This window comes from Emticicia aquatica, from assembly GCF_923079645.1.
GTDB classification, from domain to species: domain Bacteria; phylum Bacteroidota; class Bacteroidia; order Cytophagales; family Spirosomataceae; genus Emticicia; species Emticicia aquatica.
Genome location: NZ_CAKLPY010000001.1, coordinates 1,187,577 through 1,203,806 on the forward strand (window position 1 = coordinate 1,187,577; position 16,230 = coordinate 1,203,806).

Here is a 16,230-nt window from a genome sequence, read left to right on the forward strand (position 1 = left end):
TCTTTCGTTTTGCTAAGTTAAAAGGAAAAATTGACACCTACAAGAAAATTCAAACCTTGTTGTGGATAATAAAGATAGCGTTCGTATTTCTTTCCTAAAATATTGTTTAATTTAACAAATGTAGTAAACTGCTTACCAAATAAATAATCAAACTCAGTGTTTAAATCAAAAATAGCTTTATTAGTAGCTAAAAGTAAAGTGGTTGGATTTTTGGCAAAAGTTTTGCCAATATAAAATAGATCAAGGTTTGCAACGAGTCTATCTGAAACAATTAATGTATTTCCCCATTTTACAGTTATAAAAGGACGATGAAATGGTTTTTCATAAGCTCTTTTTTGATAATGATTTATATCAGTACGTATGTAGGTACGCCAAATTTCTGATGGCTGATAATTTAATTGCACAGTAAGGTTAATATATTGAGTTCTTAAACTATCATATAAAACCGAAAACTTTGAAGTATCAGCTAAAGATTCATTAAGTTTTGGTGTATAGTTATTAAAATAATACAAATTTTTATAATATCCCATTGAACCTTTAAAATTAAAGCTTAAACCAGAAAGAATATCACCTTTACCACCAATATAAAACTCACGGATTTTTTCAGTATTCAACAGTTGAGTTTGTTGCTTCAAATATGGGTTTTCAATTAAATAACTACCAAGCGTATTTCTAACAATATCACCATTCATCCCTGCAAAAACGTATATTAAACTTGGAAATTTATATGTCAATTCTATCTTTGGAAATCCTTTTGTACGATTAATTTTTTTGACCTCATCAAATTCATTTACTGCTTTATAGCCTACACTTCCACCAAATCTATTAAGATTAACTTTAAATGATGGCTCTACCCTAAACAAATTTCTCTTATCAACAATACCATCACTTCTTTGGGCCATATTAGCATCTGCGTCAACAAGTGCAATAAACTTTTCATTAATTATTGGGAAATAGGCATTAAATGTAGTTGTCCAATCAGTTTCTTGAGCTGAATAATTATCCTTTAGTGAACGAATATTTGTTTTTAAAGAATAATCTACACGGGGATTTGGTGCAATATTTTCAAAACCGATATTAAAATTTATAGTGTTTAATACTTGCTTAATTTCATTTCTATCAAATTCAACTCGTGGTTTTTTATACCCATAAAAGTAATATTGGTCGCGATTATATGATAAACCACTACTTATTTGGAATTTTTCTGCAAGATATTTGCCATTTATTTCAGCTTTATCATACATATTTGCTGAATTTTTATCATCAACTGGGCCTCGATTTGTAGAATTGTGCATTGCATGAATACCTAAAATCATTTTCCTATCTTGGGGAGAATTTACAAATAATTCGCCATAAATTCTACCAAAATTACCCGATCCTAAACTGACATAATTATTGTATTTCTCTGCATCCTCTTTCTTTTTTCCGCCATCAGGTGAAACAACGGTCGGATTAAACTTTACTTCTTCAATTCCTTTAGGCTTTCTGTCAAAAAAAGAATATTTCATTTGACGGTCTTCTGGATTTGTTTTTACTGGAGGAATTTTTTCAAAAACTCTGCTAGCTGGGGGCAATTCAACTTTTCTATCTTTTGTAATAACAATATCATCATCTAATTGAGCAAAAGACTTTACACTTACGGATAAAAATATCCCGAAAATAGACAAAAACTTACTACTAATTATAATATTTGCCTTAATAGTTGTATATATTTTAGAGAAATTCATGTTTTAAGAAAATTTTAAGTTATAAAAGTTAACTTATTGATTATTAAGGATTAAGAGCATTTCTATTGCTAAATAAATTATTCTTTGTTTTCAATCTCTTTTAATTTTTTCTTGGCTGCATCAACTGTTTCAGGAGTGTCTGAATTTTCAATAACTGACTTTAAAGTAGCTTTTGCCATAAAGAAATCATTTAATCCAACATAATCATCAGCAATCAAAATGAAGCTTTTTTCATACCAATAAATAAATTCAGAGAAATCTTGAGCAAGTTCTTGCAAGGTTTTTATTGATTCTTTAAACTTTTTCAATTTGTACTGCATCTCTCCAATAAAGTATTTTGCTTCTGCTCCATTATTATCTTTTGCCATTCCGATTGTTTTCTTAAACTCCTCCTCTGCTTTTACAAAATCATTTTTTTGCATATATGACTTAGCGATTAATAATTGAGCCTTGTTAGGAGCTCCCATAATAATGCTGCCACCATTATTAATTATTTCACGACAAAATACCATCACAGAATCTTGATTTCCGATAGTATAATACGACTCAGAAAGTCCTTGCCAAGCTGTCACAATATCTCTCTTATTTTGTGAAGTAACTAAAACAACTCTAAAATTTGTGATAGCATTTTTGTAACTCTTATTTGCAAGTTCAATAGCCGCAGCTCTCAATGCAGATTTAGTAACAAATGTTGTTCGATTATCATTTAATACTTGGTAGTAATATTTTAAAGCATTAATCTTATCATTTGCAATGTAGTATGAATCAGCAATATAATATTTTGCTTCAAAGCTATTTGAGCTGTTAGGATAGTTTTTAATATATTTTTGGAAAGCAATTACTGCTTTGTCATATTTTTCATTTAAGTATAAATTTTTTGCAGATTCATACTCCAAATTCTCAACTGAACCATTTGCAGGATTAAGCTTTTTGTACTCATCAACAATAGCCGAGAAGTCTTCTGGACGACCAACTGAATTTAAGTTTTCTTGTAAGCCTAAAAGTGCGTTATCAGACTCTTCTGAGTTACCGTATCTTTGCAAAATAATTTTATAGTCAACAATAGCCGCCTCAAAGTTTTTTAGATTAGAATATGCCAAAGCTCTTTTAGATAAAGCCTTCGGTACAATTGCACTTTTAGACCTATCTCGAATCATTTTGCTCAATAAATTAACTGCACTTTGGTTATTTCCTCTATCTAATTCCAAAACGCCACTTTGATAAAGAGCGTCATCAACTAATCTAGAATTTGGGTATTGAGCTGAAATCTTATCAAAAATAGTTTGTGCCTCCTGATTTTTCCCTAAAAAAGTAAGTGTCAGCCCTTTTTGATACATTGCATAATCTTTTTCGGAACGATTTTCTTTTATTGCTTGGTCGTAATAGATAATTGCATCATTATAGTTTTTTGTAGCTAAATAGCAATCACCAATTCTTACAAGTGCATCTTCAAAATTTTGTCTGCTACTTTCATCTTTTTTACCTTTCAAAAACTCCTTAAAATAATTACTTGCTTGTTTATAATCCTTATTATTATAGTTGAGATAAGCTAGCCCATATCTGCTTTTTTGCTTTAGTTTTTCGTCATCCAAATTAATTACATTTTTATATAAACTCTCTGCTTCAGGCAATTTAGCAGCATAAGCAGCTTCTGCTTTCCAGAAAGATGCATTATTTTTCATTTCAATCTCATTTGGTTGGGATAGAGATTTGTCAAAATATTGAATAGCACGATTGTATCTCTCAGCATTAAAATCCAGAACACCTTGGTTATAACACAATCTTTGGTAAGCCAAATTTATTTTACCAGTTCTTTTTTTCAAACTCTCGATATAAGCAATTGCCTGTGAATAATTGTTTGAGTCGAACAAAACCTCACTTAAGATTTCATTGGCATCGTCTTCATATTTGCCATCGGGATATTTTTTTAAATATTCTTGTAGCTCATTGATTCCCTGTTGATTATTACCTAAGTCTATCGCTACTTTTGCAAAATTATATTGAGCTTCTTCTTTAATAACTTTATCAAAATCAACAGATTTTGCTCTATCAAAAGCAGCTAAAGCAGCATTTTTATCATTGATTCGAAGTGAAGAAATTCCTAGATAATAAGCGGATTGCTGCCCGATTTCGTTATTTTGAGTTGCGATTTTTTTAAAATTCTCAACAGCTTTCTCAAAAGAATTTGTTTTATACAAACTATATGCATGACGAAATGTCACTTGATTTGAAACAGCACCTCGTTTGAAATTCCTAAATTTATCATAATACTTTGCGGCTTTTTCGAAATCATCTTTAAAGAAACAAACTTCAGCAGTTACTAAACAAATATCATCAATTTTCTTTCCATTGGGTTTTTCGATTATTGGCTCAGTATAAGCCAATAATTCGTCATTCTTTTTCTGAACATATAAAATATTTGCAATCCAATTTGGAACTTCAATTCGATAAGGATTTACATTTTCAACCCTTTTAAAGTCACTCAACGCTACATCATAATTTCCATTTTTGTAATTAATTACGCCTGCATAATATGATGCATGTACCGAATAATCTGAAGCAACACTTTTAATCTCATTAAATAATGGCAAAGCTTTCAATAAATTATTGGTTTGATAATATGAAATGCCTAATTTATATTTTAGCTCCAATGTTTGTTGACTATAATTTGCATCAGCAGTAGCCTTCTCCAAATAAATAATTGCTTTGGTATATTCTCCTTGCTCATAAAAATACTTCCCCAAATCATTGTAGATTACTTTAGCTTTAGGATGGTCTGAATGATTGACTGCAAATCTTTCAATTTCAATATCTGCATCAGAAGCATTAGAGTAAAGCCCTGACAATGCTGCATAATATTCTGCATTTGTTAAGTTAAACTCATTTTCTCTTAATGATTTTTCTGTCAATTGAATGTAGTGTTTAAATTCTTCCCTTGAAGCAACATAAGCTTTTTTCTGAAAGAGTTCAATCCCCTTATGATAATATGATTCGGGGTCAGTGTAGGAAATTGTGTTTTGTGCAAACGACGTATTGCTTATTTGCAAGAAACTACAAATAAGCAAAATTGCAAGAATTTTCTTCATGGAATTAAGGATAGTAAATACGAATACCAAGTTAGGTAAATATATTAAATCAAACAGAGTGCCAATTTTTAATTTGGAAGAAAAATGGAGTATTTTTATGCAAAAAACGATATTTTTATAAAAAAATTGTTTATAAAATTTCAACAACAAACAAATCGTACTTTTTCAATGAAAAAAACGCTATTCTTACTATTTCTAGTTGTAAATAACTTTCTTTATGCAAAACCACTTGCATTTGATGAGGAGTCCAAAATTCCTAAAACAAACATTATTTATGAGCTTTCAATGCCCGAACCTTGGACGCATTATTTTGAAGTAAGTATGACTCTTGATAATATTGACAAGATTTCAGAACTCAAAAACTATGATTTTGTTGATTTCAAAATGCCAGTTTGGACACCTGGGTCTTATTTAATTCGTGAATATTCAAAAAATGTAGAAGCAGTAAAAGTAAATAATGGTACTAAACCTTTGAGATTTGAGAAAACAAGTAAAAATACTTGGCGTGTTTATGGAAAAAATAATAAAATCACAATTAGTTATAAAGTTTATTCTTTTGAATTAAGTGTAAGAAATAGTTTTTTGGATGATTCACATGGCTACTTGAATGGAGCAAGTATTTTTCTTTATGTTCCTCAACTTAAAATGTCTCCATCAATTTTGAATATTAAGCCTTACAAAAATTGGAATACAATTTCAACAGGTTTAAAAAGAATTTCTGATGACAACTTTCAATATTTCTCACCTGATTTTGATATTTTAGTCGACAGTCCAATTGAAATTGGAACTCATAAAGTCTTAAATTTTAAAGCTTCAAATATTCCACATTCAATTGCACTTTACAGCAATGCTCCTCTTCTTGCTGATGAAAAATTAACTTTAGAAACTTTTAAAAAAGTAACAGAAGCTGCAGCAAGCGTAGTGGGCGAACATCCATGTGAAGACTATACATTTATTATACATCAGCTTCCTGGTATTGGTGGTGGGTTAGAACATCTTAATTCAACCACTTGCCAAACTTCGCCTTTAGCTTATGTGAGTGAAAGTTCGATGAAAAATTCAATGGGTTTGATTGCTCATGAGTATTTCCATTTATGGAATGTGAAAAGAATTAGACCAATTGCTCTTGGGCCATTCGATTATGAAAATGAAAATTACACACACATGCTCTGGGTTTCTGAAGGAATGACATCATTTTATGGAAATAACATTTTGCTTCGTGCTGGAATCATCAGCCCTGAAGAATATATTAAGAAAGAACTAGGTGCTATCGGTAGTATTGAAAATCAGGTCGGCAACTCAGTTCAATCTGTTGCTGAAGCAAGCTGGGATGCATGGATCAAGTATTATAGACCTAATGAGAATTCACGAAATAATACAATTTCATATTATGACAAAGGAGGTGTTTTAGGGGCATTGTTAAACCTATTTATTATTGGAGAAACTAAAGGTAAAAAAAGTTTAGATGATGTGTTTAAATATTTATGGAATGAATATTATAAAAAACAAAAAAGAGGATTCAAAGATGAAGAATTTCAATATGCTTGCGAATTGATAGCTGGAAAAAATATGGATACTTTTTTTTCAAAGTATGTTTGGAGTACAGATGAAATCGATTACAATGACTTCTATAAATACGTTGGAATGACATTAATTAAGGAAACTGATTCAGTTACACCTTTTTTGGGAGCTACAGTCATAAATGGAAAAATAGTAAATTTACAACGAGGCACATCAGCTTACGATGGCGGATTAAATGTAAATGATGAAATATTAGAAATAGATGGTATGAAAACAAGTAATGTTCAATCTGCTATTTCAGAAAAGAAAGTTGGAGAAATAGTTAAAATTAAAGTCAAACGATTTGGTCAAGAATTTACCTATGAATTTTCGATAAAACCGAATCCTGCTTTTAAATTAAAACTTGAAAAAGTACAAAATCCAACTCCTGAGCAAGAAGAATTATATAAGACTTGGCTCTTTATTAAATAAATCGAATATTAAAAATTTGATTAATAAAAAGCTCGCAATTGTTATTGCGAGCTTTTTATTAATCAATTGAATCTAAAATCAATTCAAAATCTTCGGACATGGACTTGAACCGACTAATTACTTTTTCCATAAAAGTATCTCCTAGCATTTCTTCAATTTCATCTTCCCCAGATACATCATATTCATTAACTTTGTATGTTTGTTCATACATACCTGCTTCAAACTTGATAATAAACTTATTATTCCAAGCATACAATGAAGCTTTACAATAATTATTAGGAATTTCTTTTATAAATTTCATTTTCGAATAATTTGTAATAATAATAAAGATGCAAGTTTACAAAAGTTTTTCCGTGACTAAAAATATAATTCAATAAATCATCAATATAACATATAATATTTTTAAAATGAAAAAAACATTTAATACTTTTAATATTATTAGTGCATATATTTGTTTAATAGTAATAATTGGGGGTTGTGGAAGAGCAAAAAAAGATACTGAACTTTTCTTTATTCAAGGTAATGTTGCTTATAAAAAGGGTAATTTTGAAGAAGCTATAAAGTTTTACAGCGAAGCAATTGATAAAACACCAAAATTTGCGGATGCGTATAACAATAGAGGAAGTGTAAAATTAGCAATGGACAATATTGATGGTGCTATTTTAGATTTTGAAAAAGCGGTTTCTATAGATAATAAGTTTTACTTAGCAAAATATAATCTTGCAGAAGCCTACTCAAATACAGATAAGTTGGATGAATCCTTATCACTTTTAAAGCAAATTAGTCAGCAGTATAAAGATTCTTCCTTTTACTTTGTAACATTGAGTAATGTATTTATTAATAAAAATAATTTTGCTGAAGCAAGTGCAAATTTAGCTACTGCCCTTAGACTTAATGATAAAAATGATAAAGCATTAACTAATCTTGGTTATATTCAATATTCAGAAAAAAACTTTGAAGCATCAAAAAATAATTTTGAAAAAGCAATTGCGATTAATCCAAGACAAGATTTTGCCTTGAATAATTTAAGTTTAATTTATAGTTTAAATGAAGATTATAATAAAGCTTTAGAAATTATTGAAAAAGCTCTACTTATAAATAACAACGAAATTTATCAAAACAATAAAAGTTATTATTTAATAAATCTAAATAAGCTTGAAGATGGAAGAAAAATAATTCAATCTGTTTTAGAAAAAAATGATAAAAATGCGTGGGCCTATAGAAATATGGGGGTATTTTATTTAAAATCAAAAAATTACAGTTTGGCTCTTGAGAATTTCATGAAAGCTGATAAACTCGACCCTTCAGTTGAACTTTTGAATTATTACTTAGGTATAACGCAACAAAACCTTGGAAATGAATCCAAGGCTTGTGAATATTGGAAAATTGGTCAAAAAATTAATGAAGTGAAATCAATTGAAATGTTAGCTAAAGTTTGCAAATAACTTTTTATATTCATTAAATATTTCAACATTTTGCAAACCGTCCAACTCTATTTCGATTACAATTGGTCGAGTACTTTTTTCTTGAAGTAAATTTAGACTCAATTCTAAATTTACTTCATCCTTCACTTTCAAATATTTTACATTATTTTCTTGGCAAAAAAACTCTGCAGAATGATTTTGCTTAGTTTCAAAATATTCGCCAACTTCGGGTTGTTTATTTGGTCCGTCAATTATACGAAAAATATTTCCGCCATTATTATTTAAAAGTATAACTCGCAGATTATCAGGCAAATATGTATTCCAAAATGCATTCCTATCATAGAAAAATGACATATCACCAATTAAACATGTAACGGCTTTATCAGTTTTTATGGCACACCCAACAGCTGAACTTAACGAACCATCTATCCCACTTGTGCCTCTATTGGCAAAAACTTCAATATTTTTGCCTTTTCCTAAGCCAATGAGATTTGAATATCTGACGACCATACTGTTAGCAACATGAAATATTGAATTCTCAGGCAGTTTATCAAGCACATTTCTTACAACTTTGAACTCACAAAAGTTAGAATTACTCAAAAATTCATGCAAAATATGTTTTACTTTAAGATTTGATTGATTCCAAAGCTCAAAATATATATTTTCATCATCTTCATCTCCTTCTTTAAATTTCAAAAAATCTAAATCCTCAAATAATTGCTTAAAAAAATACTCTGGGGAAACTTCAACTTTATGGGTAAGTGTTTGAAACGGGTCAATCAAATCTCCATTTTCTTGAATATGAAAATGATATTTTGGCTTATTATTACGAATAAAAAGTTTTAAATTTTTAGAAATAATTGATTTACCACAAGTAATTAATAAATCAGGTTTTAGCTTATTTCTAAATTTTTCATTTTTAGAAGCTAAAATCACATCTGCCAATATTGAGTCAACCGAATTTACATTTGAAATGATGTCAGCCACTATCGGAATATTTAACTCATCAGAAAATTTAGCTAATGTTTCATTTAGCTCCGAACTTTGGCGATTTCCAACAATAATAAGTTTATTCTCAGCATCTTGCCATATTTCTTTAAAATTGTTCCAAAATTGATTGGGTAATTTTTTATCCATCAAACAGTTTTCAATTATACGAACATTAGAGTCGAATGTAATTGTTTCATTCTCATTTGGATAAAATGGTTCTCTAATCGGGATATTTATATGAACTGGCCCTTTTGGATTTGTTTGGCTAAGATTAATTGCTTCATTTATAACACGTTCTATTTGCCAAATACAATCTTCATTTGAATAATCCGCTGGTAGTTCAAAACTTTTTTTTACATGTTTACCAAAAATTTCTCGTTGATAAATTGTCTGCCCATCATATTGATGAATCCATTCAGCTGGTCTATCAGCAGTTAATATTAAAAGTGGTATTTCTTGAAAAAAAGATTCTGCAACAGCTGGTGCAAAATTATAAACTGCTGTTCCTGATGTACATATTAGCGAAACCGTTTTATTTGTCAACTGTGCCATACCAAGCCCAATAAAACCTGCCGAACGTTCATCACTAATACTAAAAGTTTCTATATCTGGATGTCTAACCATTGAAAGGGTCAGTGCAGCACTTCTTGAACCTGGACAAAGAATTACAGTCTTAACATCTTTTTTTGAGAAAATTTCTGCAATATTATGAATTGGTTGTAAAATTGCCATTGCTAGTTTTTCTTTTTAGAATTGAAAAAACAAAAAAAGGTACGATAAACGCACCTTTTTAATATTAATTTTAGATAATCATAGATATTATCCTAAATAAGCTTTTAATGCTTTACTTCTTGAAGTTTGGCGTAAACGTCTAATCGCTTTCTCTTTAATCTGACGAACACGTTCACGAGTAAGATTAAACTTTTCACCAATTTCTTCTAATGTCATCGCTTGCTCACCATTCAATCCAAAGTAATAAGTTATTACTTCAGCCTCACGCTGAGTTAATGTTGACAATGCTCTCATCACCTCTCTACGAAGTGAGTCATCAATTAAACCTTGGTCAGGTTTTACTTCACTATCATTTTCTAATACATCAAGTAAACTATTCTCTTCACCTTGTACAAATGGTGCATCAACTGATACATGGCGACCAGAGATTTTCAACGTATCAATAACTTCCGCAGCCGTTATTTCCAAAACTTCCGCTAATTCTTCAGGTGAAGGTTCTCTTTCAAATTTTTGTTCTAAATCAGAAAATGTTTTAGAAATTTTATTTAGCGAACCAACTCTATTAAGTGGTAGTCTTACAATACGTGATTGTTCTGCCAATGCTTGCAAAATAGATTGACGAATCCACCAAACAGCATAGGAGATAAATTTAAAACCACGAGTTTCATCAAATCTTTGTGCTGCTTTAATCAATCCCAAATTACCTTCATTAATTAAGTCTCCGAGTGACAAACCTTGATTTTGATATTGCTTAGCAACAGAAACAACAAAACGTAAGTTTGCTTTTGTTAAACGCTCTAATGAATATTGGTCTCCATCTCTAATTTTTTGAGCGAGAATCACTTCCTCATCGGGTGTTAGCAAATCTACCTTTCCAATCTCTTGAAGGTATTTGTCGAGAGATTGACTCTCACGATTGGTAATTTGCTTACTAATTTTTAGCTGACGCATATTTTCTTTATTAGCGGGACGCCGCCCGGCCGATTTCTTAAATAACGTAAAAAACTTAAATACCTTGGATTAAAGAACAATTATTATTACCTAAATGTTCATTTAATATCCTAACGCATGTATTTCATGCATTTTAAAAATATTATTGCCTTTCAGGTCTTGGCAAAAGTGCTTTGCGAGATAAACGGAATTTACCAGTTTTAGGATCAACTTCAAGTAATTTAACTTGTAGTTCTTCGCCAATTTCTAATACTCCATCCATACTTGGCAATCTTTCCCAAGAAATTTCAGAAATATGTAATAAACCTTCCTTACCAGGCATGAATTCTACAAATGCACCAAATGGTTGAATTGATTTTACTTTTGCATCATACACTTCACCTACTTCAGGCGTAGCTACTATTCCATAAACTCTTTTCTTGGCTTTATCCATACTTTCTCCATTTGAAGAGAAAATAGAAACATAACCTTTACCTTCTTTTTCTTCAATTGTGATTGTAGCACCAGATTCACGCTGAATCTCTTGAACGATTTTACCACCTGGCCCAATTACAGCACCAATAAATTCTTTATCAATAACTATAGTGAACGCACGTGGTGTATGAGGTTTTAATTCTGGTCTTGGAGTTGCAATAGCCTCTTTCATTTTCCCTAAAATATGAATACGACCTTGTTTTGCTTGCATTAACGCTTGCTCCAAAACTTCAAATGATAAACCACCAATTTTAATATCCATTTGGCAGGCAGTGATTCCATTCTCAGTACCAGTTACTTTGAAATCCATATCACCTAAATGGTCTTCATCTCCTAAAATATCCGATAAAACTGCCCACTTGCCAGTAGAAGTATCGGTAATTAAACCCATTGCAATACCAGAAATCGGAGCTTTAATTGGCACACCTGCATCCATTAGTGCTAAACAACCCGCACAAACTGTTGCCATTGACGATGAACCATTTGATTCCAAAATATCAGAAACTACACGAATTGTATAAGGGTTTTCAGAATCTGGAGGAAGAATTTTCTTTAATGAACGTTGAGCCAAATTTCCATGACCAATTTCTCGACGACCAGCACCACGGTTTGGTTTAATTTCACCAGTTGAAAATCCTGGGAAATTATAGTGTAAGTAAAATTTACTATATCCTGAAACCATTACTTGGTCAACAATCATTTCATCAAGCTTCGTCCCCAAAGTTGCAGTTGTCAATGATTGTGTTTCTCCACGTGTAAACAATGCGGCCCCATGTGCAGATGGTAAATAATCAACTTCACAAACGATTGGACGAATTTCATCTAACTTACGTCCATCAAGTCTTGTACGTTCATTAAGAACCATATTTCTTGAAGCATAATATTGAATATCCCCAAAATAGGTTTTTGCAAAAGATTTTTTTGTAGCTAATTCTTCTTCAGTAAGCGTAGCTAAAAATTCATCTAATATTACTCCGAATTTTTCTTTTCTAACTTCTTTTTTATTGCTTCCTTCCAAACAAACCGCATAAACTTTGTTATAAAGCTCATTGTTCATTCTTTCACGAAGTTCCTCATCATGTTTTTCATGGTTGTAAACACGTTTTTCTGTCTTACCAACCATCACACCAAACTCTTTTTGTGCATTAACCTGTACAATGATGGCTTCATGGGCAACTTTAATTGCTTCAATCATTTCATCTTCCGTACATTGGTCAGCCTCTCCCTCAACCATAATGATATTATCTACTGTTCCAGCAACAATTAAATCTAAAGTTGCTTTCTTGATTTCAGTAGTTGATGGATTGACAATATATTTCCCATCAATTTTCGCAACTCTTACTTCAGAAATTGGCCCATTAAATGGAATATCAGAAACTGCAATTGCAGCGGAAGCTGCTAAAGCAGCAAGTGCATCTGGCTGAACCTCAGCATCAGCTGAAATTAAAAACACCATTACTTGAACATCAGCATGATAATCTTCAGGAAAAATGGGACGTAACGCACGGTCAATCAAACGACTTATTAAAATTTCATTATCGGATAATCGTCCTTCTCTTCTTTGAAAGCTTCCTGGAATTTTACCAGCCGAACCAAATTTCTCTTGATAGTCAACCGAAAGAGGTAAGAAGTCGGTTCCTTCTTTGTGTTCTTGTGCTGCAACCACAGTAGCTAAGAGCATTGCATCACCACATCTTACTACCACTGAGCCGTCAGCTTGTCTTGCTAATTTACCAGTTTCAAGTGTAATCACTTTGCCATCGGGCATTTCGATGGTCTTAGAGTGAATGTTAAACATTTTTTAGTTTAAGATTAAAGCCACGTATCCGCTTTCGACGTGGTTGTTTATTATCCGTATTTCCGCGGGGATAAAATTGATATATTATTGTAGTCTTTATTTCGAATAAAAAATCAGGGAATACCCAAAAGGGATTCCCTGATATGTAATATTACTTACGAATTCCTAATTCAGCAATGATAGCTCTGTAACGAGAAATGTCATTCTTGTACAAATAATCAAGCAATCGACGACGCTTACCAACCAATTTCAACAAACCTGCTCTAGTTGAGTAGTCATGTTTGTGAGATTTTAAATGTTCAGTAAGGTGTGCAATACGATAAGTAAATAGAGCAATTTGAGACTCAGCAGAGCCAGTATCAGTTGCTTTTTTTTGGAAGCCTTTTGCAGCAAAGATTTCTTCCTTTTTTTCCGTAGTTAAATACATTGTGATGTTAACTTAGATTTAATAAAATATGAAAATAATTGCAAAGGTAGGAATTATTTTTCAATAAATAATGAAAAATAAACAACAAATAAAGTATATTGTTATACAAAAAAAGCCCTCCTCAAATTGGGAAAGCTTTTCAAATAACAAATGTTCAACTTAAACTTAAAATCTGTTAAGCTTTTGCTAGTAATTGCTTTGTAAAACTAACAATTGTTCAATCGAACGTCGACCGCTTAAACTTAAAATCTGTTAAGCTTTTGCTAGTAATTGCTTTGTAAAACTAACAATTGTTCAATCGAACGTCGACCGCTTAAACTTAAAATCTGTAAAGCTTTTGCTAGTAGTTGCTTTGTAAAACTAACAATTGCTCAATCGAACGTCGACCGCTTAAACTTAAAATCTGTAAAGCTTTTGCTAGTAGTTGCTTTGTAAAACTAACAATTGTTCAATCAAACGTCGACCGCTTAAACTTAACATGTGACGAAGAAGAGATTCGAACTCTCACAGGCTTTCGCCCACTACCACCTCAAAGTAGCGTGTCTACCAATTTCACCACCTCGCCTTTAAATCAATATGCAAAACTAAAAAAGGACAAAGATTTTTCCAAATTTTGTTTTACTTTACTACTAAAAATAAAAGCCTCAATGAGAGGCTTTTGTGATCCCGCTGGGATTCGAACCCAGGACCCATACATTAAAAGTGTATTGCTCTACCAACTGAGCTACGGAATCATCAAACATTTGGCAAAACCATTTGCTTGTATATGTAATATGTGTCATCTGACACGAGAGAAGAATTATCACTGATAACCCTTGTGATCCCGCTGGGATTCGAACCCAGGACCCATACATTAAAAGTGTATTGCTCTACCAACTGAGCTACGGAATCATTTTATTTGGTATTCTACTTTAGTTTTGTTGTAACAGATTGATATTAAATTGTTTTTACTAAATTTGTATTTTCTGTTACTATCTTCCTAAATCGTGGTGCAAAAGTAGTACTTTTAACAATATGATGCAAACATACTTTTTGAAATTTCTGAAAATATTTTTTACTTTTTTTTTAATCTTGACTCAACTTCCTGATAGTCAAGCACAAACAGCTTTAAATAAAAAAGCAGATTCTTTATTTATCAAGAAAAAATTTGATGATGCGAAAGTGATTTATGAACAAATTCTGAAAAATTCAGAAAATACAAACCCAAAAATCTACTTAAAACTTGCAAATATTTCTGAAAATAAAGGTGAATTTGTCAGTGAACTTTACTACCTAAATTTATTCTTTTTTAAAGAACCTAATGAAAAAGTCTTTGAAAAGATGTATAATGTAGCCACAGAAAATGGATTTAAAGGCTACGAAAAAAATGATTTAAACTATTTTCTATTTTATTATCGTAAATATTCTACCTACGTTTGGGGTAGTTTTCTCGTTCTTGGGATTTATATCTTTGTTGTTTTACTAGCAAAAAAAAGGAATAAACAATTTTCTCCAGTTCGACACAAAATAATATTTTTAATTTATCTGCTTTTTTTAGGAAGTTTAATTAATATTCCAAATAATTATCGTTCGGCAATAATTAAAAACCCTAAGGTTTATTTAAGAGATTATCCATCCGCCGCCTCTCAAATTATTGGACAAATTGGCGAAGGTAACCGATTAAATATTATCAAGTCTGATGATATTTGGTATCAAGTTTTATGGGAAGGACAATTTTGTTATTTAAAAGAGAGTGATATTTTAATTGTAAAATAAAAATATCACTCACAAAAATCATTCAATAAGCTGCTTCAAAGGAGAATTTTTCTCTTTTGCAAGTGTTGTATAAACTAATCTATCGACCAAACTCGGAAAAAACTTATTCAACCAAACTGTTAATCGACCTTCATTAGTAAGAATAATAGACCGCTTACGTTTGATTATCGCTTTTACAATATGCTTGGCACATTCTTCGGCCGACATCATTTTTTCTTCATCTCTTACTGTTTCTTTGCTTATCTGACCATTTCCATCTATTGCTGCAAAACGGATATTTGAAGATGTAAATCCAGGACAAGCGGTGAGAACATTTACTCCAGTATGTAGTAATTCAGTTCTTAATGATTCAAGAAAACCATTTACTGCAAATTTTGATGCGGAGTATCCACTTCTAACTGGTAATCCTCTGAAACCTGCAATGGAAGAAATGCCAGCTATCGTACCTTTTGATTTCTTAATATAGGGTAATGCAGCTTGCGTGAGATAAACCGTACCGAAAAAATTAATATCCATTACTTTACGAATGGTCGCATCAATATCAGCATCTTCAAACATTGACCGCATCGTAATGCCAGCATTATTGATCAAAATATCAATTTTTCCGTAATGATAAATGGCTTCGGCAATAATTCGTTTATTATCATCCTCAACACTCGAATCGGCCACAACATAATAATTTTCAATTCCTTTTGAACGCAATTCATGGCTCGTCAATTCTAATTTATCAATGTTACGACCAGTAATTATTAGCCTACATTGTTCTTTACCTAGCTCAAAAGCCAAAGCTTTTCCAATGCCAGAAGAACCTCCTGTTATTATTGCAACTTTATTTTTCAACATGGCAAAAATCTATTTTGGAATAACATAAAAC

11 protein-coding genes and 3 tRNA genes are annotated in these 16,230 nt (G+C 31.3%); 3 read left to right on the plus strand and 11 right to left on the minus strand.

Features of this window, described 5'->3' with window-relative positions; genetic code table 11:
* Positions 1-17 precede the first annotated feature (17 nt).
* Positions 18-1,727 carry a TonB-dependent receptor gene (locus MJQ71_RS05240; RefSeq protein WP_238805166.1) on the minus strand — a complete coding sequence of 570 codons (1,710 nt, stop codon included), beginning with the start codon at positions 1,725-1,727 and terminating at the stop codon, positions 18-20.
* A gap of 77 nt (positions 1,728-1,804) precedes the next feature.
* Positions 1,805-4,813: a tetratricopeptide repeat protein gene (locus MJQ71_RS05245; RefSeq protein WP_238805167.1), complete on the minus strand. Its 3,009-nt coding sequence runs from the start codon at positions 4,811-4,813 to the stop codon at positions 1,805-1,807.
* Between the two features lie 168 nt (positions 4,814-4,981).
* On the opposite strand from MJQ71_RS05245, the gene MJQ71_RS05250 reads away from it, so the two are divergent.
* Positions 4,982-6,805: a M61 family metallopeptidase gene (locus MJQ71_RS05250; RefSeq protein ID WP_238805168.1), complete on the plus strand. Its 1,824-nt coding sequence runs from the start codon at positions 4,982-4,984 to the stop codon at positions 6,803-6,805.
* Positions 6,806-6,863: 58 nt separating this feature from the next.
* On the opposite strand, the gene MJQ71_RS05255 is transcribed toward MJQ71_RS05250, so the two are convergent.
* Positions 6,864-7,106 carry a hypothetical protein gene (locus MJQ71_RS05255; protein WP_238805169.1) on the minus strand — a complete coding sequence of 81 codons (243 nt, stop codon included), beginning with the start codon at positions 7,104-7,106 and terminating at the stop codon, positions 6,864-6,866.
* Between the two features lie 106 nt (positions 7,107-7,212).
* Here MJQ71_RS05255 and MJQ71_RS05260 point away from each other — a divergent pair, with 106 nt between their 5' ends.
* Positions 7,213-8,250 (plus strand): tetratricopeptide repeat protein, encoded by a 1,038-nt coding sequence (locus tag MJQ71_RS05260; RefSeq protein WP_238805171.1) that lies wholly within the window; start codon positions 7,213-7,215, stop codon positions 8,248-8,250.
* On the opposite strand, the gene menD is transcribed toward MJQ71_RS05260, so the two are convergent.
* The 7 genes from menD to MJQ71_RS05295 form a co-directional block, all read right to left on the minus strand.
* The gene (gene menD, locus MJQ71_RS05265; protein ID WP_238805173.1) at positions 8,230-9,951 is read right to left on the minus strand and encodes a 2-succinyl-5-enolpyruvyl-6-hydroxy-3-cyclohexene-1-carboxylic-acid synthase; all 1,722 of its coding nucleotides are present in this window, start codon (positions 9,949-9,951) and stop codon (positions 8,230-8,232) included. The genes MJQ71_RS05260 and menD overlap by 21 nt on opposite strands.
* 87 nt (positions 9,952-10,038) lie before the next feature.
* The gene (locus MJQ71_RS05270; RefSeq protein ID WP_015031001.1) at positions 10,039-10,902 is read right to left on the minus strand and encodes a sigma-70 family RNA polymerase sigma factor; all 864 of its coding nucleotides are present in this window, start codon (positions 10,900-10,902) and stop codon (positions 10,039-10,041) included.
* 142 nt (positions 10,903-11,044) lie between these two features.
* Positions 11,045-13,174 (minus strand): polyribonucleotide nucleotidyltransferase, encoded by a 2,130-nt coding sequence (gene pnp, locus MJQ71_RS05275; RefSeq protein WP_238805176.1) that lies wholly within the window; start codon positions 13,172-13,174, stop codon positions 11,045-11,047.
* Positions 13,175-13,325: 151 nt separating this feature from the next.
* Positions 13,326-13,601, minus strand: a complete 276-nt coding sequence (rpsO, locus tag MJQ71_RS05280; protein ID WP_238805178.1) for a 30S ribosomal protein S15 — start codon at positions 13,599-13,601, stop codon at positions 13,326-13,328.
* A gap of 481 nt (positions 13,602-14,082) precedes the next feature.
* A tRNA-Leu gene (locus tag MJQ71_RS05285) sits at positions 14,083-14,166 on the minus strand.
* A 96-nt stretch (positions 14,167-14,262) separates the two neighbouring features.
* Positions 14,263-14,335, minus strand: a tRNA-Lys gene (locus MJQ71_RS05290).
* Positions 14,336-14,419: 84 nt separating this feature from the next.
* A tRNA-Lys gene (locus MJQ71_RS05295) sits at positions 14,420-14,492 on the minus strand.
* Positions 14,493-14,615: 123 nt separating this feature from the next.
* On the opposite strand from MJQ71_RS05295, the gene MJQ71_RS05300 reads away from it, so the two are divergent.
* Positions 14,616-15,356 (plus strand): SH3 domain-containing protein, encoded by a 741-nt coding sequence (locus MJQ71_RS05300; RefSeq protein WP_238805181.1) that lies wholly within the window; start codon positions 14,616-14,618, stop codon positions 15,354-15,356.
* An 18-nt stretch (positions 15,357-15,374) separates the two neighbouring features.
* On the opposite strand, the gene MJQ71_RS05305 is transcribed toward MJQ71_RS05300, so the two are convergent.
* Positions 15,375-16,196 (minus strand): SDR family oxidoreductase, encoded by an 822-nt coding sequence (locus MJQ71_RS05305; protein WP_238806407.1) that lies wholly within the window; start codon positions 16,194-16,196, stop codon positions 15,375-15,377.
* Positions 16,197-16,230: the final 34 nt, after the last annotated feature.

Coding starts and splice junctions, on each gene's coding strand:
- MJQ71_RS05270 (WP_015031001.1), bottom strand. CDS start 10,902: ATGCGTCAGCTAAAAATTAGTAAGCAAATTACCAATCGTGAGAGTCAA.
- MJQ71_RS05300 (WP_238805181.1), top strand. CDS start 14,616: ATGATGCAAACATACTTTTTGAAATTTCTGAAAATATTTTTTACTTTT.
- MJQ71_RS05240 (WP_238805166.1), bottom strand. CDS start 1,727: ATGAATTTCTCTAAAATATATACAACTATTAAGGCAAATATTATAATT.
- MJQ71_RS05250 (WP_238805168.1), top strand. CDS start 4,982: ATGAAAAAAACGCTATTCTTACTATTTCTAGTTGTAAATAACTTTCTT.
- menD (WP_238805173.1), bottom strand. CDS start 9,951: ATGGCAATTTTACAACCAATTCATAATATTGCAGAAATTTTCTCAAAA.
- rpsO (WP_238805178.1), bottom strand. CDS start 13,601: ATGTATTTAACTACGGAAAAAAAGGAAGAAATCTTTGCTGCAAAAGGC.
- pnp (WP_238805176.1), bottom strand. CDS start 13,174: ATGTTTAACATTCACTCTAAGACCATCGAAATGCCCGATGGCAAAGTG.
- MJQ71_RS05260 (WP_238805171.1), top strand. CDS start 7,213: ATGAAAAAAACATTTAATACTTTTAATATTATTAGTGCATATATTTGT.
- MJQ71_RS05245 (WP_238805167.1), bottom strand. CDS start 4,813: ATGAAGAAAATTCTTGCAATTTTGCTTATTTGTAGTTTCTTGCAAATA.
- MJQ71_RS05255 (WP_238805169.1), bottom strand. CDS start 7,106: ATGAAATTTATAAAAGAAATTCCTAATAATTATTGTAAAGCTTCATTG.